Source organism: Streptomyces sp. P9-2B-2 (assembly GCF_030406865.1).
Lineage (GTDB): Bacteria > Actinomycetota > Actinomycetes > Streptomycetales > Streptomycetaceae > Streptomyces > Streptomyces platensis.
In genome coordinates, this window is the sequence record NZ_CP129126.1 from 7,992,726 (window position 1) to 8,014,128 (window position 21,403).

At 70.5% G+C, this 21,403-nt stretch carries 13 protein-coding genes; 3 read left to right on the plus strand and 10 right to left on the minus strand.

Annotated features, from left to right (window positions below):
• Positions 1-42: 42 nt before the first annotated feature.
• Both QT196_RS35080 and QT196_RS35085 read right to left on the minus strand, forming a co-directional pair.
• Positions 43-2,607 carry a hypothetical protein gene (locus QT196_RS35080; protein ID WP_290356374.1) on the minus strand — a complete coding sequence of 855 codons (2,565 nt, stop codon included), beginning with the start codon at positions 2,605-2,607 and terminating at the stop codon, positions 43-45.
• On the minus strand, positions 2,604-8,696 hold the full coding sequence (locus tag QT196_RS35085) for a DEAD/DEAH box helicase (protein WP_290356375.1): 6,093 nt from the start codon (positions 8,694-8,696) through the stop codon (positions 2,604-2,606). Before QT196_RS35085 ends, QT196_RS35080 begins: the two co-directional genes overlap by 4 nt.
• 798 nt (positions 8,697-9,494) lie before the next feature.
• On the opposite strand from QT196_RS35085, the gene QT196_RS35090 reads away from it, so the two are divergent.
• On the plus strand, positions 9,495-10,034 hold the full coding sequence (locus QT196_RS35090; RefSeq protein ID WP_266732748.1) for a 2'-5' RNA ligase family protein: 540 nt from the start codon (positions 9,495-9,497) through the stop codon (positions 10,032-10,034).
• Positions 10,035-10,043: 9 nt separating this feature from the next.
• Here the strand turns inward: QT196_RS35090 and QT196_RS35095 are convergent, their stop codons facing one another.
• Positions 10,044-10,496: a helix-turn-helix domain-containing protein gene (locus QT196_RS35095; RefSeq protein WP_168482671.1), complete on the minus strand. Its 453-nt coding sequence runs from the start codon at positions 10,494-10,496 to the stop codon at positions 10,044-10,046.
• 92 nt (positions 10,497-10,588) lie between these two features.
• Between QT196_RS35095 and QT196_RS35100 the strand changes: the two genes are divergently transcribed.
• Positions 10,589-11,887, plus strand: coding sequence for an MFS transporter (locus tag QT196_RS35100; RefSeq protein ID WP_290356376.1), 1,299 nt, complete (start codon positions 10,589-10,591; stop codon positions 11,885-11,887).
• Positions 11,888-12,046: 159 nt separating this feature from the next.
• Here the strand turns inward: QT196_RS35100 and QT196_RS35105 are convergent, their stop codons facing one another.
• A complete protein-coding gene (locus QT196_RS35105) occupies positions 12,047-12,685 on the minus strand; it encodes an SRPBCC family protein (RefSeq protein WP_290356377.1) in 639 nt (212 codons plus the stop codon).
• A 79-nt stretch (positions 12,686-12,764) separates the two neighbouring features.
• Positions 12,765-13,073, minus strand: a complete 309-nt coding sequence (locus tag QT196_RS35110) for a hypothetical protein (RefSeq protein WP_168482673.1) — start codon at positions 13,071-13,073, stop codon at positions 12,765-12,767.
• 242 nt (positions 13,074-13,315) lie between these two features.
• Between QT196_RS35110 and QT196_RS35115 the strand changes: the two genes are divergently transcribed.
• Positions 13,316-13,981, plus strand: a complete 666-nt coding sequence (locus tag QT196_RS35115) for a TetR/AcrR family transcriptional regulator (RefSeq protein WP_266732756.1) — start codon at positions 13,316-13,318, stop codon at positions 13,979-13,981.
• Between the two features lie 78 nt (positions 13,982-14,059).
• Here QT196_RS35115 and QT196_RS35120 read toward each other — a convergent pair whose 3' ends face one another.
• From QT196_RS35120 to QT196_RS35140, 5 genes are all read right to left on the minus strand, one after another.
• A complete protein-coding gene (locus QT196_RS35120; protein WP_290356378.1) occupies positions 14,060-15,364 on the minus strand; it encodes an amidohydrolase in 1,305 nt (434 codons plus the stop codon).
• A gap of 228 nt (positions 15,365-15,592) precedes the next feature.
• Positions 15,593-15,973, minus strand: a complete 381-nt coding sequence (locus tag QT196_RS35125) for a VOC family protein (protein WP_290356379.1) — start codon at positions 15,971-15,973, stop codon at positions 15,593-15,595.
• Between the two features lie 189 nt (positions 15,974-16,162).
• A complete protein-coding gene (locus tag QT196_RS35130) occupies positions 16,163-18,151 on the minus strand; it encodes a collagenase (protein ID WP_266732759.1) in 1,989 nt (662 codons plus the stop codon).
• A gap of 216 nt (positions 18,152-18,367) precedes the next feature.
• Positions 18,368-19,327: a LysR family transcriptional regulator gene (locus QT196_RS35135; protein WP_168482677.1), complete on the minus strand. Its 960-nt coding sequence runs from the start codon at positions 19,325-19,327 to the stop codon at positions 18,368-18,370.
• A 343-nt stretch (positions 19,328-19,670) separates the two neighbouring features.
• Positions 19,671-21,335 (minus strand): PKD domain-containing protein, encoded by a 1,665-nt coding sequence (locus QT196_RS35140; protein WP_290356380.1) that lies wholly within the window; start codon positions 21,333-21,335, stop codon positions 19,671-19,673.
• Positions 21,336-21,403 lie beyond the last annotated feature (68 nt).

A 21,403-nucleotide genomic window follows, 5' to 3' on the forward strand; every position in this document is an offset into this window, starting at 1 on the left:
CATGGGTCTCGGTGGTGGTGCGGACGTCGGGCCGGACCGGCGTCAGCGAACGCGGACGCCACTGCCGGTACGGGACGTGCGGGCGTGGGCGGTGACGAAGGTGAACCCGTGTGGCAGGTCGCAGCCGTCGGCCTTCCCCGTCCATTGGCAGTGCTTGCGGTAGGCGGCGCGCTGGGCGTTGCTCGGTTCCTCTCCGGTCGGCAGCCGGCGCAGGAACCCCTCGACGTGGTACTGGGCGCCGGTATGGCGGAGGAGCCCGGTGGGGTGCGGGGCGGTGGTCCGGGGGACGGCCCGCGGCCGTGGGTCGTACCCGATGAGCGGGATCGCGGGCTCTCCGGGCCGGGGCGGGTAATGCGGCAGACCGGTGCGGTCGCGGCTCCCGGTGGCGGCGTACAGCTTCCGGTCGGCGAGGAGCTGCTGCACCGCGGTTTCCAGACCCGTGAGCCGACCGGCCTGCGGGACCGTGCCGTGTACGGTCCGCGGCAGCGCCTCCCGGTCGAGGAGGGCATGGCCGTCGACGGTGAGCAGCCCGCAGCGGCGGACTGCCCGCAGGACCAGATCGCGATCGTCCAGGCCGTGAGCCGAGTCGCGGCTGTGGTCACTGCCCGGCGCGCTCTCCCGGGTGCGGACCTGCGCGTCGTAGGCGTGGTGGATGAGGTCGCCGTCCACCTCGACGGGGACTTCCAACTCGATGGTGGACAGGCGCACCACCAGCCCGCCGCGCGGCCACTGAAGGGTCAGACGCAGCCCAGGGAAGAAGTCGATGGGCCAGGCGATGGAGGTGAGCGTGTTGCCCTCTTCGGCGAGGGCGACCGGCTGGTACTCCTCGTCCGGATCGAGCTCTCCGCCGGGATGGTGGAGTTCCACGCGGATCGGATGGCTCGCGTCGCTGAGTCGGCGCAGGGTGTCGCTGACGATCGGGCGCAGCGGAAGAGTGCCTTCCAGCAAGTGGCTCAGACGCAGGGTCAGTTGCCAGGACACCTCGCTGTTCGCGATCCGGAGCAGGCTGGTACCGCCGAGCGCGTCGTCATCGGGCAGTGGACCGTCGAGTGGCGTCGAGGGGAGGTCCGCCGCTTGTGGGTCCGGAGTCTGCACGGCGTCGGCTGCCTCGTCCGCCTCCTGCGACGGGTGCGTCTCCGCCTCCTGGTCCGTCTCCGCCTCCTGGTCCACGGCGGTGGCCTGGTCCGACGTCGTATCGGTGGTGTCGTCCGCCGCAGGCGTCTCCACTGCGTCAGGTGCCTTGTCCCCGCCGGCGGTCTCGGTGCTCTCGTCCGACGCGACCTCGGGAACCGGCTCCTCTGAGAGAGCCGGTTGCGGTTCGGGCGGCCGCACTGGTGCGGGCGGTTCGGCAGCGGCCCGCCAGCCCAGGCCCGCCGGAACCAGCGGGTCATGGTTCTCTTCCTGCGTACCGGGGTGGTGTGAGCGCCAGACGCCGCCGCTCTCGAAGGGGTCGTCCAGCCCGACCCGGACGTCCCGGTCCGGGAAGAGCCCGTGCTCCGTGTCGCGTACGAGGTCGGCGAGCGCCAGGTTCGCGCGGCACACGGAGACCGCGTACTCCACGTCGCACAGTTGTTGCCCGGCGCCTGCGACGGTGCGCAGCCACGGCCCGACCGCCGTGTAGGCGGTACTCCGCGCCTCCAGGCCGTAGCGCCGACGACCTACCGGCAGCACACTGCGCTGCACCGAGCCGGCCAGGTCCTGGAGGTCCGCGTGCCCGAGCGGGCCGTCCTGGGCCAGGCCGCGGCCGACCCGGGCCCGGGTCAGGGCGTAGTGGTTCCAGCGGCGCAGGTCGTCGTTGGCCATGAGGGCGTGGTCGACGACCGCCATCAGCGCGGTGAGCGCGGTGCGCAGGGCAGCCTCGTCCGTCGTACCGGCCAGGTGGACGAGCGGGACGGGGACGTTCGGATCGAGCAGGGCGGCACGCTGGGTGGTGAGGAGGTGGTCGACGAAAGCGGCCGCGGCGTCGCGACCGGCAGCTTCGGCCGACTCGTAGCGGGCATGCATCACCACGTGCCCGTCGCGGTTGAGCCACTTGCCGTGGTCGCGCAGCCGCTTGAGCTTTTTGGTCTCCAGGCACAGGCCCGGGCCGAACACCGTCAGGTCCGGTACCAGCAGTTCCCGTCGTGTACAAGGTCCTGCGGAGCCCAGCTGTCCGGGGCCGGTGGCGTGCACCGGCGCTCCGGACAGCCAGGCCGGTTCGACCTGTGGCCCGTCGGCGGTGTCGTGCCGCTGGCCCTCCTTGTAGACGATCTCGGCGTACAGCGGGTCCGAACCGGTCTCGATACGGACCAGGGAGCCCACGGGGAGGGCGGGCGCGTCGCCGCCGAGGGTGACCACGGGGAAGCCGTCGAGGTCGAAGGCGCCATTGCCGTACCCCTCGCCGCCCGTCTCGTAGCCGAAATAGGCGGCGTTGAAGGCGACCGCGGTATGCACCGGTCCGCGGCGGTCCGCCACCACAGCAGCCAGATAGGTCCGCAGCCGGTCGAGTTCCTCACCGGGGACCGCGGCCGGCCCGGCCGCCATCGCCGGGGTGAGCACGGGTGCGGTCTCGTAGGGTGCCCAGACCTCGTCGCGGACGGCGGTAAGGCTTATGTCCCTTGTCGTCATGCCCCGTTCCTCCTCGCTTCCGCTGTGGCGCCGACTGGGCGCAGTGGTTGCCACGTGCCGTCGGGAAGTTCCTGCGCGGCGCCCCGTTGTGCCAGCCGCGCCAGGCTCCGGCCGACCTCCGGGAAACCCAGGTCGGCCCGGCCGCCGAAGTGCCGGCTGTCGCGCAGGGCACGCGGCAGCGCCACCATCCGTCCGGCGCCCGGCAGGAAGGCCGACTCGTCTCCGCGCAGCGCGTGCCACACCCGGCGTGGATGCATACCGCGGGGCTGGAGCTGGAGCAGTCGGTGCACCTGGCGGTCGACGCGCTGCTCGCGCTGGGCGCTGTCCACGTGTGCGCCACCGTCGCGCGGGCGGGGACTGTGGAAGGCGCGCGCCACCTCGGGGCGGCGTTCGTTCTCAGGCGCCCGGCCGGCATCCCAGCAGGCCGAGCACCGGCTGCCGGCGGTGCTACAGCACGACTTGGGCGGATCGTCGGATCCGAAGTAGTCCGCCATGACGTGCTGTGCGCACACGTCGGGGCTTTCGAAGTACGCCTTGAGCCGGCTGAGTTCCTCGCCGGCGCGGGTGTTGCGCCGCATCAGCAGCGGAAGGTAGCCCGCCGGCAGGTCGTCGAGGTGGATGCCGAGACCGGTGACGAAGCGTTTGCTGGGTGCCGCGGACACATCCAGGTGGCCACGGTCGTGCAGGTCCGCGAGGAGCTCCCAGGTGGCGGCGGGCCCCTTGACGTAGGTGCGGTAGCCGGGGACACCGGCCTCCAGGGCGCGGTCGAGCACCCGGACGTCGATCTTGCCCGGCGTGTCCCACGCGAGTGCCTGCGCGACGACGAGTCCTTCGACACGGGCGGCTTCGGTGTCGGTGTCGGTGTGGTCGGGGCCGCGGCCGGTGCCGGCCGAGGGCGCCACGCGCTCCTGCACACCGCCCATCTCACCGGCCTTGACGGCGCAGTACGGAGGATGATCGCCCAAGTCGGTGATGGCGCCGAGGTCGGCGAGGGCACTGAAGGCACGCATGACGCCGGTGCGGTAGCGGTCCTGGACGTGCCGGTCGGCAAGGTCCGTCTCGGTGAGGTCCCCGCTCGCCAGGTCCTCGGTCATCAGGCGGTCCGCGAGACGGACGGGGTCGAGGGTGCCGTCGCGCTGCTGGAGCACCAGTCGCCCCATGCGGCGCAGCAGTTGGGGAGGCAGGTCCTGTCCGGTCATGAAGCGGACCATGCGCAGGCCACGGCTGGTCGCCAGGGTCAGGCCAAGGTTCACCGCGTCGTCGTCGAGGTCACGGCCCGCCCGGTCCCGCCCTGCCCGGCCCACCTGCTGATAGAGCGCCGCCAGGTCGGTGGGCGGTGAGACACAGAAGACCGTGCGCACGTCCGGCCGGTTCACCCCCAGCCCGAAAGCGGAGGTTGCCACGATGACGACCGGGGCGAACCCCTCCTCTCCCTGGCGTGGTGCCTCCCGGAAGACCGTGGTGGTGGCGGACTTCTCGGCCTCGGTCAGCCGGCTGTGGAAGCGCAGGACCCTGGTCCGCCCGGTGCCGGCGTACTCCTGAAGGTGGGTGTAGAGGGTGTTGACCTCCTTGACGGTCAGGCAATAGAGGATCGCGTGACCGTCGACGGCGTCCACTACGCGCTCGACGAGGCCGGTCACCCCGGCGGGGCCGAGCTGCCCGAGGGACCGGCGGTGCAGGGCCAGTTCCGGCCGGATGGGGTTCTCGCGCACGGTCACCAGCGACGTGCAGGCGGGCTCCCGGGTGCGCTCCGCGATGTCCTCGGGTGATTCCGCACGCGGCACCGGCGCGGTCGTCCCGAAGAGCTGCGCACGCAGCGACTCGTGCACGGTCCGGTTGGCCGTGGCCGTGACGGCGGTGACGGTCAGCCCGTGGTCCCGCCGGAGCTCGCCGAGGAACCGGCCGAGGCGGCGCATGCTGGGACGGAAGTCCTCCCACTGGGCGAGGGTGTGCGCCTCGTCAACGGCGATGCGGGTCACGCGGCCGGTGCGGACCGCCTCGCGGACGAGTTCGCGGAAGCGGCGCTGGCTGAGGCGTTCCGGACTGACGTAGAGGATCCTGATGCCATGGTCGTGGCGCCCGGTGAGCTGGTCGGCCACCTCGGTCTTGCCGGTCCGGCTGCTGGACTCGCGCAGCGGGGAGATGAGCGCGCGGACCGCTCCGCCGATGGTGCGGTTGAGCTCCAGGGCCTGGTCGTGCATCAGGGCCACGAGGGGGCTGACCACGAGGGTGACCCCCGGCAGGACGAGGGCGGGCAGTTGGAACGTGTAGCTCTTCCCGAAGCCGGTGGGCAACAGCCCGAGCACATTGCGCCCCTCGACGGCAGCGGCGATGACCGCCTGCTGGGCGGGCCGCAGCGCCGTCGGTTCGTCCGACAACCGGAGCAGGCCGCCGATCCGCCCGGCGCGTGCGAGGACCTCTTCCACCAGCTTTCCCTCGGCCCGTAGTTTTTCCACTGCGGTGGCGTCCAGGGCCAGTTCGCGGATCATGCGGGTGTGTGGCAGCAGGGTGTGACGAGCCAGCGCCTCGGCGGTGCACAGCTCGTCGGCCCGGGCGGAGTCGAGGAGGCCGGTACGGGCCAGGAAACGCCAGATGCGCCGCCAGCCCTCGTCTGCCGTGCAGACGTTGTCGCCGCCGACATCACCCGTCTCCGGGTCGGCCCGCGTCAGGCCCTCGTCCAGACTGCCGAGGAAGGCGCGGCGGTAGGAGCGGCGCAGGAGACCGGGCCCGGCGAGCTTGCGGTCGCTGATGACGATCACGCCACGGTGCCGGTCGGAACGGATGAGCCGGCCGACGGCCTGCCGGAGCTGAAGCGCGGCAAGGGGCAGGTAGTACCGCTCGGTCGCCACCCCGTCCGGGTCGGGATGTCCGGCCTCGGCGGCCCGGTGGCGGACAGCGGCCCGGCGGGCCTCGACGACAGGCGCCGCGAAGGGGGCGAACGGCAGCTTATTGATCCACACGAGCCGCAGCCGGTGCTCGTCGGAGACGTCGACGCCCTGCCACAGGCCCTTCGTTCCCACGAGAAAGCCGCCGCCCTGCTCGCGGTCGGTGAAGGTCTGGAAGGCCGTGCCGTTGCCGAGCGTCATGGCCTCCACGACCGGGGCCTCACAGCCGCGGATGCGCAGTTCGCGTACGAGGTGGGCGCCGATGCCGGCGGCGGTGGCCCGTGCAGTGGTCAGCACCATGCCCCCGCCGTCGTACCCGCATCCATCGTCGCGTTCGTGTGTCATCTCCTCTGCGTATCCGGCGAGTTGGTGAGCGACGGTGCGCAGCGCCCCCTCCTCCTGCTCGGCCCATGACGGGAAGTCGGAGAAGCACACCAGCTCGGTCTGTCGGCGCAGGTCGAACGGGGAAGCCAGCGCGAGTGCCGGCAGGTCCGCGGCGAGGCCGAGGCGGTCGCGGAGGAAATCCCAGGCCCCCGCCACGCGCAGGGTGGCCGAGACATAGTGGACGCGCGGGAACGACGCCAGGAAGCCGCGCCACTCCGCGGACGCGGGCAGCTCGACAGGGCTTGCGGCGATCCGGAAGCGATAGGTGCGCAACTCACCTGTGAGTTCGCCCAGTTCCTCAGCGAACACCACGCGCGAGGGCGGCTCACCGTCGAGCGTGGGGGCGGGGTCGAGGAACGCGTCAAGGTCTGTGGTGATCTGCTCGAGGGCGGTGGTGACGGTATCGGTGTGCTCGGCCAGGGCGAGCAAGCGCTCGTGGACGAGGGCGTCGAGACCGGGGCCGTGCTGGGCCGCGTACCGTTCGAGCCCGATGCGGCAGGCGGTGGCGGCCCGGCCGATGCGGCGCAGTTGCAGGCAGAGGTGGCGGGTCACGCGCGCGCCCGAGGTGCCGGTGTGCGGCCCGGCGAGCGCGGTGGCACGGCCGCCGATCCGCACGCCGACGCCCTTGGCCTGGGCGTCGAATGCCTGGGCCGCCAGGCGCGGCAGCCGCTCGTCGTCCAGCAGGCGTTCGAGGTCGGCCACGGCGGCCTCGGTCCGGTTCCGTTCCGCGCCGTCGGCGGCGCCGGCCGTCCACTCCTGATAGTCGGCGAGCAGGGCTTCGAGGTCCTGGTAGTCGACGGAGACGGTGAGGGCGGAGGTGGCGGCGTTCTCCAGCTCGTGCGCCTCGTCCAGCACCAGCAGGGTCTCCTGGCTGTGGGCGCCCAGGTGGTCGGCGTGCGCGACAGCGAGCGCATGGTTCGCGAGCACGAGCCGGTGGCCCTCCAGTGCCTCCCGCACGGTGTCGGTGTGCGCGGTCAGCGGCCCCGCCGTCCCCGGGGCGTAGTCGCCGTCGCGCTGGGAGAGGGCTTCGAGCCAGAGTCCGAACATGGTGGGACGGGTGTAGTCGCGCAGGAACGGCGGGAGGTCGACGGGGTCGACGGACCGGGCCGTCCAGGTGTCCGGCGGCTCGGTGGCCGCGAGCAGGCGGAGGGCGAGGTAGACGGCGAGTTCGCGAAAGCGCCGGTCGTGCACCCAGCGCCCGGGGCCGCGGCCCGGGCTGCGGTGGCCGCGGTCTCGGGTGGCGTCCGCGAGAGTACGGGTCAGGGTGGCCAGGGACAGGCGGTTGCTGCGGCCCTTGACCAGGTCCGTGACGCCGAGGACACCGGGCAGCGCCCGCTCCAGATTCTTGAGGTCGCGTGCCAGCTGGCTCTGCAACTGCTTGGTGTTGGTGGCGATGACCGCGGTGCGACCGGGCCCTCCCGCGAGCCACTCCAGGGCCGCGGCGAGCACCGCATAGCTCTTGCCGGTGCCCGTGGGGGCTTCGAGGAGTCCGCTGAGGCCGCGTTCGGTCCAGTCGTGCAGGGTGCGTGCCATCTCCTGCTGGGCGGGCCGCGGTTCGGCCTCGGTTCCATGGACGGCGCGGGCCAGTGCGGCCGGATCGACCCTGCCGTCGTCGCCCCGGAGCGAGCCGGGCACCACCACGGCACCCCGGCCGGGACCAGGTCCGGCCTCGGTGCGCCGAGGCGGATGGTGCGCCAGCCCGGCGCCGAGAAGCCGGGCAACCTCCGCCGGAGCCCAGATGCGCCGGGCGGCGGGGTCGTCGGACGGGCCGCCGGGCGCGGCCGGGTCGGCGAGCTTCCGCAAGAGGCTCCAGGCCTCGGAGTCGCGGCAGACATCGGCGATCAGCTGCCCCAGCTCGCGGCGTTCGGCGAGATCGGCTGCTGCGTGCCGAAGCAGCCGGATGAGGAGCTCGGCGTCGCCGTCGGCCCGGTGCGCCGAAAGGTCCGCAGTCGGCAACTCGAGGTTGGTGGCGAGCGTGTGCAGGCGGTGGGAGTTGGCCGTCGGCCACATCGCGTGCGCGAGGTAGAGGGCGTCCGCGGTGCGGGTGCCGTCGAGCGGGTCCTCGACGCCGACCGCCGCGGCCTTCTGCGCCAACAGGGGGAAGTCGAGGGCGGTTCCGTTGTACGCGATGACGACCTCCGCTCCGGCGAGGTAGCCGCGCAGCGCGAGCAGCGCTTCGGCGGGGTCCACACCGCGGCTGAGCACGGCCTCACGGACGGCATCCGACCGGAGTTCCGCGACATCCTCCGGCGACGGCAGCGTCAGGTAGCGCTGGAACGGCTCCGCCGCCCCATCGACCCACTCCTGGTCCGTGCCGAAGCGGATGGCGGCGATTTCGTAGGGGTGCCGCTCCAGGTAGGGGCTCTTCTCCGTGGTGCGCACCACGGACTCGATGTCGAGAGCGACGGCACGTAGTAACTCGCGCCGTGGGCTTGCGTCTTCGGAAGCGCCGACCGCCGCTCGGCCCCCGGCATCGGCGCCGCGCGTGGCGATCGCCGGACGGGCCGATGCCGGAACCCCGGGCTGCCGTGCGGGAGTTGCGGCCGCCGGGGAAGCGGTGGCGCCCGCGGACGCCTCGGATATCAACGCGTCGACGTTGGCGTCGACGGGCACGGCGGCGGCATAACGGTCCCCACTGCGGGTGAGGAGACCGCCTTCGACGGCTTCCGCCAGGAACGCCGCGAGCCGCGCTTCGTGCATGCGCGGATAGCGCCGGGCCGCCGCCGCGGCCACGCCTGCACGGTCCAGTCCAGCCGGGGTGGCGGCGATGAGTGCGGCGATCTTCCGGGCTGATGACGAAACCGAGGCTCGACTGCCCATGGGTGTTCCTTCCTACGTCGCCGCGCCGGGCGGCAGGGTGGCCGACGTGGGGGAGGCGGGACACCCGTACGGTCACTTGGACCACGGGCTGCGCTGTCGGTGAGAGATAACTGGTGCGAAGAGTTCGACCGGAACGACGGGGCGTCCATCGGAACGACGGGGCGTCCATGCGGGTGCGCACACATCATGCGCACGACGCCTCTCGAAGGCGCCGGGAAGGAGCACGCTTCCCACCGGGGCCGTCGAAGCCGCCGGCCCCGGTGGCCATCGGTGGGGGAAAAGTGGGGTGCCGTCGAAGTGCCGGTGCCGTCAGGTGACGAGGTGTCTCATCACCTTCGGAGGAAGGTACATCAACGCTCTAGGCAGTCCAGGCCATCCGGTCCGTACACCGCCGACACCATGGCCGAGCCACCAGTCTTGCACCGTAGTCCCCACACGACACCCCCTGACCAGGGCCGTTACCCTCGGCCCCCGTGCAGCCCAGACAGTGGATCACCGCAGCGCTGAGGCGCATCACGGAAGACCACTGAGGGCGTTGTCCGGAGTTCACCATACTGTGGTGTGGCACACATGCGGAGGTCTTCTGAACAAGCCGTTCCGCCTCTTGCACACGCCTCCCTGACAGTCTCCGTGCGGACCGCTCCTGCTCCGGGCGATGCAAGGTGATGGTGAGGTTCTTCGGCGGTCATCCATCCGGTGAGGGGCGAGAATCCGCTTGCGGCGCGCAGTGGATCGCTCGTGATCACCGACGGACCGTGACTGCTGTCGATTTCCGCGAAGATGGCAGCATGCCGTCGCATGACAGACGACAGCACGAGCAGGTTTCAGGCAGGCCAGACAGGGCTCATCGTCAGGGTCCCGGAGGCTGAGTCGGCCGTCCGCGCATGGCGTGAACGGTTCGATCCATCGGCCCGAGCAGGGGTTCCAGCACATGTCACGGTGCTTTTCCCGTTCCTCGCCGAGAGCCGCATGGGCTCGCAAGTCTGCCCGGCTCTCGCTGACTTACTCGGCAAGCACCGTGCCTTTGACCTGCGTTTTGAGCGCTGCGGGCGGTTTCCGGGGGTGCTGTATCTCGCTCCTGAGCCGGACACGCAGTTGCGACGGCTCACTGAGGTGGTCGCTGAGCGGTGGCCCGAAGCCCCTCCCTATGGCGGCAAGTTCACCGAGATCGTCCCTCACCTGACGATCGCCGATGGCCAGGACGACGCCGTCCTGGATGAGGTTGAAGTCGACCTTCTCGGCCAACTCCCCTTTATGTCCCGGGTCTCGTCTGTTGACCTCATGGCCTATGACGGCGCCAAGTGGCGAGAGCGAGCGTCGTTCGCGCTCTGTGAATGAACGCTGGGATCACTGGCCGGAGACCTTGTGGACGGTGGTGTCGTCGGGGTCGAGCCGCCGTCCGTCCGCGGACAGTACTTCCAGTGCGCGGAGGGGGTGGCCCTGTTGGCGGTCGACCAACTGTGAGTGCGGCTCGTCCGGGGCGAAGAAGTTCTCTTCGCCCCACTGCCGCAGTGCCACGACGACGGGGAAGAGTGCCCTGCCCTTCGGAGTCAGTACGTACTCGCGGTAGGCGCTGCCGTCCGAGGCGGGGACGGATTCGAGGACACCACCGGCGACCAAAGTGCGCAGCCGCGCGGTGAGGATGTTCTTCGCTACGCCGAGGCTGCGCTGGAACTCCCCGAAGCGCCGGCTTCCGTCGAAGGCGTCCCGCACGATCAGCAGGGACCACCAGTCGCCGATCGCGTCCACCGACCGGGCGACGGGACATTCGCTGTCGTCGAAGCGCGTCCTGGTCACCATGGCGTCCCTCCCTCACTCACTTAACGGTTGCAACATGCTACCAAGATGCTTACCGTCACCAGTGGTAGCAAGTTGAAACCAGATGTGGGGGAGTGCTGATGCCCGGCAACGGTGAGGCTGTGACGCGACGGAGCGGGGCCCGAAGGGGGAACGGTCCCGGGGCCCGAAGCGGGGAGGGACCCGGGGCCGTCCTGTCCCGAGGCGTCGTCATACTGTTCGCCGTCGCCTGCGGGGCCGCGGTCGCCAACGTCTACTTTTCCCAGCCGCTCCTGGTGACGATGGGACACGACCTCGCCATGAGCCCAGCACTTGTCGGCAGCGTGGTCACCCTCACGCATGTCGGGTACGGGCTGGGGCTCTTCTTCCTCGTGCCGCTGGGCGACGTGGCGGACCGCAGACGGCTCATCGTGGCCCAGTTGCTGCTCCTGGTGGTGGCGCTGGTCGTGGTGGCCGCTGCCCACACGGCGGCAATCCTGCTCGTGGGCATGGCCGCGATGGGGCTTCTCGCGGTCGTCACGCAGACGCTGGTGGCCTTCGCGGCATCACTGGCCCCTCCCGCCGGACGCGGACGGGTCGTCGGTCTGGTGACCAGCGGTGTCGTCATCGGAATCCTGCTCGCCCGCACCGCATCCGGCCTCCTGGCCGATCTCGCGGGCTGGCGCTCCGTCTATCTGGCCTCGGCATCGCTCACCGCGCTGCTCGCCCTGGTCCTGTACCGAGTGCTGCCGCACCACACTGACGCTCCGCCGACAACCCTGCGCTACGGACAGCTCCTGCGCTCCACGATCACCCTGTTCGTACGGGAACGACTGCTGCGGCTCCGCGCCCTGTTCGGCCTGCTGATCTTCGCCGCCTTCAGCACCCTGTGGAGCAGCGTCGCGCTGCCGCTCAGCGAGGCCCCGTACTTCCTGCCCCACAGCGCGATCGGGGCGCTGGGGCTGATCGGTGTCACCGGCGCCCTGGCCGCGACCGTGGCGGGCCGCCTCAACGACCGCGGACTCTCCGGCCGGACCACCGGCATCGCCCTGGCACTGCTCGCCGCCTCATGGCTGCCGTTGGCCTTCACCCGCAGCTCGCTCTGGGCCCTGTGCGTCGGGGTGATCCTCCTCGACCTCGCCGTGCAGGCGGTCCATGTCACCAACCAGACTCTGATCTACGCGCTGCACCCGGACGCGGGCAGCCGGCTGATCGGCGGATACATGGTCTTCTACTCGATCGGCAGCGCCACCGGCGCCATCACCGCGACCTCCCTCTACGCGGTGGCCGGCTGGGGCGCCGTATGCGCACTGGGCGCCGCGTTCAGCTGCCTCGGACTCGTGCTGTTGGCGTTCACGCGGCATGGCATCCCGGACCCGGCCACCACCAAGATGCCCTCCCGCGTTGGAAGTTGAGCGCTCTCGTTGAAGGGCTGAGTGGCGGGTGCGCCGCAGGTCGGAGGTCTGCGCGGTCTCTTCGGGGAGTGGCGACACGGTCGGTGTATGTTGCGCCGCCGGCCTCCTCGCACATGACGCAGAGGAGAGCGGCGGCGCGGGACCGGTCCTGTTCGTGGTTCAGTGCGGCCGGTCGTGGGTGGGGGCTTCGGCGGCGGTTTTGAGGTCGCGCAGCCAGGCTTCGAGGCCCTGGCGGAGGAGTTTGGTCGCGGTGGGAACGTCGGCTTCGACCTCGGCGCCGGTGTGGGTCTCTTCGGTGCTCACGCGGACGCCGCCCTTGACCCTGGTGAAGTTCCACACGTGAACGCCGTCGATGCGCAGACCTTCGCCGACCGCGGGGCCGGTCCAGCGGATGCAGGAGTGGTGCTTGAGCTGCTCGACGGTCGAGGTGATCGCGAGACTGGTGGCGGGAGTTGTGGGGTTGGGGGGTACGGGGGTCGTCCAGCGGAACGCCGAACCCTTGCGGAACGGGCCGTGGTCGAGGCGTCTCATGGTCGTGACGGCGTCCTGCCAGTACGGCCAGCGCTCCACGTCGGTCTGAAGTTTCCAGATGATGCGCAGCGGGGCGTGGATCACGGTCTCGGTCCGGTAGCGGACGAGGGCGTGGGGGGCGACGCCTTCCCCGCGGCAGGTGAGGGACCTGGCGACAGGAGAGGTGGTGGCTCCGGCTGGTGCGGCAGCGGTGCCGAGGGCCGCGATGGCGACGAGCGGGATGGTGAACAGGGCAGCGCAGATGCGGGTGTTGGGGATGCCGGACATGAGGTCTCCCTTGTCTCTCCTGGTCCGTGGTGTCGGTGGCGTGGGCGAGCGGCAGTTGGACGCCGGCCCGGAGGGCGGGTCATCCCGCAGGAAGGCGCCGGGTCCGCGCCCGCTGGAGGGCGACGATGACTGCGGCCGACGCGGCGACGATCAGCCCGGCGAACACGGGGTGCATGTCTTTGGACAGGCTCTGTGCCCCGTCGGGCCGAGCCAGCCATACGGCGAGTGGGGCGGCGTATACGACGGCGAGCAGGGTGGCCGCCCAGCGCACCGCCCGGTCGCGAAGGGAACGGTGAGCGCCGACCAGCACGATCACAACCGGGAGGACCGCGAGCAAAGCGAACTGCCCGACCACCATGACGGGGACGGCCCAGGAAGAGATGGTCACCGGCAGCGGAGCGCGCCGGCCTGCGTGAGTCTGAGGTGATTCGGCTGTGGTGGCCACGGGGGTTCCCCTCGTCCGGTGGCGTGCGCGTTGCGTAGCCGTACTGCGCATTCCGCACGTTTGATTAGACCGTCTCGGCTTCGTTAGAAGTTATAACCCATGGGGTGTGAGAGGGCAACAGGTGCGTGATACCCTCTAACGCAATCTGGAAGGTGTATCCATTTGGGTGGGGAAGGGGTCAGGTCGTGGTGAAGGCGGACGCGGAGACGGACACGAGGACCCCGAGGGAGCGCTATCGCGCCCAGGTGCGCGCAGAAATCATGGAGCGCGCCTGGGAGCAGATCGCCACGGCGGGCGCGTCGGCGCTCTCCCTCAACGCCATTGCCAAACAGATGGGGATGAGCGGACCCGCGCTCTATCGCTACTTCGCCAGCCGCGACGAGCTGATCACCGAACTCATCCGCGAGGCCTACCGGAGCCTCGCCGAGACCCTCCGCGCGGCCTCCACCACCGGCGCCGACCTGGCCGGACTCGCACACGCCCTGCGCGGCTGGGCCCTGGACGACCCCCAGCGGTATTTCCTCATCTACGGCACGCCCGTCCCCGGTTACCACGCGCCCGAGGACATCACCGGCATCGCCTCCGAGATCATGGGGACTCTGCTCGACGCGTGCACGGCGCTTGCTCCGGACGCTCCCGCGGCTCCGTTCAGGGCCCACCTCGAAGACCACCGCGACTGGGCCGACGGCCACCCCGCCCCGCCAGCGGCCCTCCACCGGGCCCTGGCTTTCTGGGCCCGCCTGCACGGCGTGCTGTCCCTGGAACTCGCCGGCCACTTCACCAACATGGGCTTCGACCCCGCACTGCTCTTCGCAGCCGAACTGGACGACCTGTTGGCGCATCGGGCCTGACGTCGCGGTGCACGGCCTGCTCGAAGCTCAGCCATCCTGCCCCACGCCGCCGGCTTGGCCCGTCACCGCCGGGCGCACCTACCGGTCGGACCCGCTTGCCTCACCTTGCAGGCCATGCACCCCGTGAGCCCGCTCCGCGATCCAGCCTGCCATCGCCCGTACGCCGACGCTGATGGCGCGCTCGTCGGGGGCGAAGTCGGGGTAGTGCGGGTAGCTGGTGGTGATGGGGGCGCCGGGGGCGCGGACGCCGAGGAAGGTGAACGTGCCGGGGATGCGGTCCAAGTAGAGGGCGAAGTCCTCGCCGCTGAAGGGAGGGAAGGCGGCATGGAGCTCGGTCACCGCGTCCCGGCTGAGTGTGCGCCGCAGGTGGTGTGCGAGCGCGCGGGCGTCGTGCTCCGGGCAGACCATGGCCGGGAACGGCTCGGCGGGGAAGCTCAGCCCGGCTTCCGGGTACGACGTGACCAGGCGCCGGACGTCCTGCCGTACTTCCAGGTACCGCTCCGGAGGCCAACAGCGGTAGGACACACTCACCTTGGCCTCCTGCGCTCGGGCCCGGACTGCCACGAACTCGGCCAGTGGCCCGTTCGGAGTCCGGGCGTCGGCGACGATCCGCTCAAGGTCCGCGGGAGTCTGCGGCAGTGCCACCGTTGCGAGCGCGCCGATCTCGGCGGCCAGTCGCCGCGCAACGTCGGGCGCGTCCGGCCCGGAGGCAGTCACCTCCGCCTTGTCCTGGCCCGGCATCCCGAAGCCCGGGGTCACCGCGAACCGGCCGACGGGGAACGGCCCGCAGTGCAGCGCGTGAATCTCCGCCACGCGGGTGCGCTCCAGCACGCCTGTGTCGAGCAGCGCACGGGCCCCCGACAGGTTCTCCTCGGCAGGCTGGAAGAGGAACACCACCGTCCCCGCCAGTTGCCCGCGCAGCCGTGCCAGGACCTGTGCGACGCCGACGGCAACCGTGGTGTGGACGTCATGCCCGCAGAGATGGGCCGGTGCCGTACCGCCCCCAACGATGTCCTTGGGCGGCACCGCATCCATGTCCGCCCGATACGCGACGGTCCGGCCCGGACGTGAGCCCCGCAGGATGCCGACGACGCCATGGCCGCCCACCCCCGTGGTGACGGCCAGCCCGGCCGCCCGCAGCTCCCGGGCCACCACACCGGCGGTGCGCTGCTCCAGCCCCGGCCCCTCCGGATGCCGGTGGAGGTCCCGCCGCAGTTCGATCAGCCCGTGGTTCAGGCGCGCCACCTCGGCGTCCACCGCCCGTTGCTCCACCGGCTGCCCCCAGCCGCCGGCAACGGCCCTCCCCGCCGCTCCCCACACGACTCCCGCACCGGCTCCCGCGGCACCGGCCAGTAACGTACGGCGCGAGAGAGCGCGCTTCATGGAGCGGTCCACTATTCCCCCTAGTGATCCTTCAGGTGGCCTTCCGGAGTGCCTGACGGGCTGTCGGCTCCCGGTACTGGGTGTCGGGGCGCCGTCGCGGCCAGGCAAGCGGAAAACCTGTGTAGGACACGATTGCCGCACGTACATGCCGGTGCCTATCCGGCGGCCCACCGTTTGGGAGTGGGGGTAACCCCATCAGGCGGGCCAATGCAGATCGGTCGCCACCCTCTACGCGTCCTGCGGATACCAACGCAGCTCGACGGTGTTGCCGTCCGGGTCGCTAACGTACAGGGACTGGCCCTCGCCGCGGGCGCCGAAGCGCGGTCCGGGGCCGTCCACCACTGTGAACTCGCCCGAGTCGATGACCTCCTGCCAGTCGAGGGGCTCGACGACCAGGCAGAGGTGGTCGACGTTGGAGCCCTCGCGTGGCCCCTGGATGAGGTCGATGATGGTTGTCGGGCTCACGCGCACGGAGGGGAAGGACACCGCGCCCGCACGCCAGTCGTCCACCCGAACCGGCTCCAGGCCGAGCGGCCCGCAGTAGAAGGCGAGCGATCGCTCGATGTCGGCGACGTTCAGAACGAGGTGGTCGAAGCCGGTGACGCGCATGGGAGTTCCTCTGGGGCGCACGGGCCCTTGGCAGGACCCATCGGATGGTGGTGCAAGGAACGTATAGCCCGGGTCGGCAGGGACGCGATCGGCCGTTGGTCCTGGTCCGCGGGTCCTGGTCCGCTTGGCGGAGGGGCCCCGGGCCAATAAGCACCCGGGGCCGAAGCTCTCACTCAGTGGACGGTCAGGTCAGGCGCGAGGCCTTGGTGCTGAAGGTGTGGGCTTCGCGGTCGCCTTGGTGGTGCAGGCTCCCGAGGCGCAGGTGGTGAGCCAGGAGTCGAATTCGGTGTCGTAGCGGGTGCCGATGTCGGTGTTGTAGACGGCGTAGCCGCCGGTGTAGTCGCCGGTGCGGAAGTGTTCGAGCATGGTGGCGATGTCCTGGGGGTGTTTCTCGAACATGTAGCGGACCGCGAGGTAGCCCCAGGGGTAGGTGCGGGTGACGTCGCTGTTGTCGTAGGTGCTCTGGAAGAGCGTGCTCAGCTTGTAGGTGTGTTTGCCGGCCTCGGTGACCGCTTGGGTGTTGGTGATTTTGCGGTAGCTGTACGAGATGTACTCGCCGAGGCCCTCGATCCACCAGATGTCCGGGACCGATGTCTGCTGGCCGAAGTCGCCCTTCATGTCGTCACGGGCGTCCAGGTAGTGCGTGTACTCGTGGTTGAGGTTCCAGATGCGGGCCGGGAAGCCGTTGTCGTCGCTCCGCTGGTACATGATCGACATGGGCTTGTTGTCGGGTTTGGTGGGGTCCCCGATCATGGTGATGCCGCCGTTGTTGGTGTCGACGCCGAAGATGGCCCCGGCGTAGGTCTGGTAGTCCTTGCGGCTGCCGAACACGACGAGGTCGATGGTCGATTCGTACTGGCCGGGGATCGGACCGTTGTTCTTCACCAGGTTCTGTACGTACGCGCCCTGGGCCAGGACGCTGGCGCAGGTGGTGTCGAGTTCCTCGGGTGTGAGGGACTGTGCCTTGACGGTGTGGGTCGCGTCGCAGCTGTGGGTGGTCGGCAGGGCCGCCTTGGTCAGCTGGTCGGACAGGTCGCAGACGCCGAGGTACGAGCAGTTGGCTTTGTCGTAGGCGTCGGCCTGGGAAGCGACGGTGACCCACAGGGGCGCGGTCGGACCGGAGATCTTCGAGGCGTCCAGCAGGCCCTTCATGAGGGGCCGGACCTTCTCCTGGAGCGCGGCGTGTTCGACGTACCGGGCGACATTCATCCCGGCGTTGGAGTCGAGGTAGGAGTTGTCGGTGCCCAGCATGTCCAGGTGGTCGAGGGCGAAGGTGTTGAGGGTGTCGATGATGCTGGGATCGGCCGTGACCGCTTTGACGTAGTCGGGGTTCCAGTTCCCGCGCCAGAGTGGGGTGTAGACGTCGTTGACCGCGGCCAGCATGCTCGGGATGTCGTTGTAGGAGCTGTTGTACGCGCTCAGCACCTGCTTGTAGGTGGTCAGGTAGCGGCCCTGTTCGTTGGCGCTGTCCGAGAGGATGATGACCTCGCCCAGGATGTCGCCGTTGTCCGAAGTGACCTCCTTGGAGTGCGAGTTGGCGAAGAACGCGTCCAGGCTGCCCCGGGAGGCCGTCGCCAGGGTCGGGCCGTAGTCGCCGACGTCGTCCGGGTGGTTGGACTGCACGTAATAGCCCGCGCGCAGGAACAGCACGAGCTGCCAGGTGTGCTCCGAGTTGTTTCCGGGATACGTGATCGCCCTGCCCTGGAAGGCGTTGGCCACGGTGACCATCTGGTCCTCGCGGAAGACGTTGTACCCGTCCTTGCCGGTGACGCTGAACAGAGTGTTGACGCACTCCGTGGTCGAGGCCTCGATGAAGGTGACCAGTTCGGGGCCGGTCCGGCTGCCGAAGTCGGACGGGCTGCACGCCGCCGCGGCACCGTGGTCCGCGCCCTTCCGGTGGCCCGCCGCAGTCGAAGAAGTGGGGGGACTCTTCGCGCTGAGCGGGGGCAGTTGGGCGATGCCGCGCGGACGGCCCTGAAGCGCGGACCTTTCGTTCGCGCCGACTGTCGGGCCGGTCGGTGGTACGGGGTGGGAGGCGGTCCGGGACGCGGGGGCGGGCCGGTCGGGGGTCGGCGAGTGTGGGGCCGCCAGTGCCGGTGAGGCCAGCAGGCCGACGGTGGCGAGGCAGGCGGCCAGGCCGCCTGCCGCACATCTGGGCAGGGGGAAGCGGTAGCGCATCCATGCTCCTTCGTGGACAGATGCGCCTCGGGATCGAGCTGAGGCGTGAGTGGCACCTTCTCAGCGCACACCGACCGCGACAATAAGGTGTGACATAGCACCTGAGGTGGGTTCGTCATAACATCCGGGAGAGGGAGGCCTTGATGGCCGAGTGCCTGCAACTGCCGTTCGTTGGCGACCTGTTGAGTATTGCCAGCCGGGGTATGCAACCAAGCCCTACGGTCTGGTCACGCTCCAGGTTCGGGAGGCCCAGGTCCGGAAGTGGGGGGACTGGGCGATGAGTGCCCGGTAGGACGCGGCGGCGGAGCCGAAGAGGGTGTCGGCGAGTTCGTCGGCGGCACTTTCGCGGCGCCAGGCCAGCACATAGCGGCACCACAGGGGAGTGCCGACCAGCGGTTTGACGAGGACGTCGGGGATCGGCCGGAGCGTGGCCTGCACGATGGAGACGCCGATGCCTTCGGCGATCATGTTCTGCAACTGCTGCTGGTCGCCCAGGAATTCATGGACCGCCGCCGGGGCGAATCCGGCCGCCCGGCACGCCGCGTAGAACACTCCCGGCCAGCCGGCCCCGTCGTCCGGGGTCAGAAACCACGCGTCGTCGGCCAGGTCGGCGAGCGTCACCTCGGGGCAGTGCCGGAGCCGGTGGCCGGCCGGCAGGGCGACGAAGGACGGTTCGGTGACGATCCCGCGGTGGGTGACGGTGGCTGAGTGGCGTAGTTCCCGACCGGGGTAGTCCGCGGCGATCGCGGCGTCCACCTCGCCGTGTTCCAGCAGTTCGACGATCTCCGAGGAGGGATAGACGCTGCTCACCGTGAGCGCGAGCTCGGGCAGTTGGTTGCGGAGGCGGATGAGCATGCCGGCCAGGACCGGCGAGTTGGTCGCGGCCAGGCGGAGGGGGCGGCGGGTTCTCGTACCGTCCGGGGCGGGGCGGCGGCCGATCGCCGCGGCGCGGGCCAGTACGTCACGGGCCTGCGCCAGGACCTCCGTGCCGTACCGCGTCAGTTCCACACCTGAGGTGTTCCGGACGAACAGCGGATGGCCGAAGTGCCCCTCGATGCGCTGGAGTTGGGTACTCATGGCCGGTTGTGAGTACCCCAGGTCCGAGGCGGCCCGGCCCACGCTCCCGGCGTCGGCGATCGCACACAGCACCCTCAGGTGCCGAAGCTCCAACTCCATGCCCGCACTCCTCCCGTCCGCGCGGCTGCTGTCCGGGCCGTCCCGTGCCATCACGGGGCGGTGCCGGGCGCGCGGCCCTCGTCCGACTGTTCGACGTGGAAGCCCACCTCATCGTTCTCCGGCCGCTCGCGCCAGAGCCGGGAGCGTCTTCGCGACGGCGGAGACCTGGCGGAGACCTGGAAGCGGACGCGGGGCACGCGCGACGCCAAGGGACGGCCCGCGTCTGCGAGCCGCCCCTTGGATGGTGCTTTCCCTTTGTTGTCGCGTCAGTGCGCGGTGCGTTAGTCAGTGGTGTGTCGGCCCCGTGATACGTCAGTTCGTGGTGTGCCGGGCCTGTGGTGCGTCAGTCGGTGGTCAGTGCCCGTGGGGCCTCGACCAGGGCCTTTTTGCCGTCCGGGCCGGTGATCACGAGCCGTGGAAGCCAGGGCCCCTTGTGGTCGTAGGCGTGGGTGACGGCCGCCTCGTCCGTCTCCCGCTGGGTGCCGTCGCCGAAGTACCAGTGGTAGCGGTATCCGGTGGCGGGTGCCTTGCCGTCCACCGTGACCGACAGGGGGACCTCACTGCCGACGTGCGCGTGCTCGGGGGCCTTCAGCTGGGCCCGGGGGCCCTGCCGGGGGAGGTGGAACCACTCGCGCAGGCTCGGGTTGAGGAGGAAGGACTCGGCGTACTGCCGGGCGCCCTCGATGTCGGGATGGCCGACGGCCGCGCTCAGACACTGCACCGGAGTGGCGCTGAGCTCGGGGCAGGCCCGTGTGCGCAGGGGGAACGCCGGGTCGGTCACCGGGGTGCCCCAGACCTTGGAGTCCGGGGTGAGCACGGCATTGTCCACGGTGAAGAGTCCGTCGGCCGCCGTCGCGTACGGGCCGTCCGAGGACGTCTTGTTGGCGGCGGTCGCGGCCTGTCGGTAGGCCGCGTTGGCCAGTTGGGTGTACTGCTCGTAACGCTCGGACACCCTGCCGAGGGCGCCCTTGCAGGAGAGCAGCCGCGCCGCGGTGATGCCCGGGGCCGAGCAGCGCTTCAGCGGGATCGGGGAACTGCTGCGGCTCAGCGCGTAGTAGAAGTCGGCCACGAGTACCTTCGGGTGCCCCGGCAAGGAGTGGGCCTTCTCGATGGCCGCCTGCATGCCGCGTCCGCCGTAGCCGACCTTCGCACCGCTGAAGTAGGGCACGTCCTTCGCCGGGTTCTCCGGGGCCGCGCCGACGCCGGAGCACTCGCGCTTGACCGCCTCGGGCAGGCTCTCCGAGCCGGGGGTGATGCCGACGCCGATGCCGAAGAAGGGGTCGAGGTCGTTGATGCACCCGTTGATGGCGACCAGATCCAGGCCGTAGCCGCCCGCCCGTGCCTGCGCGCCCGCCTTCTCCAACTGGCAGAACACATCCGGCATTTGCTGGGTGACCTCGCCGAACTCCATCTCCCCGTCGCCGTCCGGATCCTGCTTCTCCGTGGTGCGCAGACAGGCCGCGTCCTTGTTGCCCGCGGGCAGCTCGGGTGCGTCGAGCACCGCGCCGGAGATCGAGTAGTCCAGCTGCTGATGGCCCCGGCCGGTCTCCCGGCCGAGCATCTGACCCGTCAGATAGGGGAACTTCTGGTCGTGGTCCAGGCCCTGCCCCCAGACCACGGAGTCACCGACGGAGGCCACCCGTACCGGGTCGCATCCGCGGCGTATGGTGTCCCGCCATATCTTGCCGTAGCGGCCGGGCTTTTCGTCCTCGGAGGAGGCGGCGGTACGGGCGTCGATCTGCAATGCGGTCTCGGTTGCCGGCACCTCGTCGAAGGGGATGTCGAACGTCGCCGTGCCGACACTGGAGGTCATGGCGAGACGCCCGCCGGCCAGCTGCTTCGCCCCGGCGCGTACCCGCCACTCCACGGTCGCTCCGGCCTTCGCCGCGGCGGGGTCGTAGACCTGTACCCGGCCGTGCACGGGGCCGCTGCACACCGGATTCGGGGTCATATCCACGTCGAGAATGAGGGGGAACGCCGATCCCGGCAGGGCGACGGCCTGTGCCACGGCGGGGTGTCCGCTGAGGAGTTGGCCGAGGAGGACGGCGACCGCGCCGACCGCTGCGTAACGCCTCG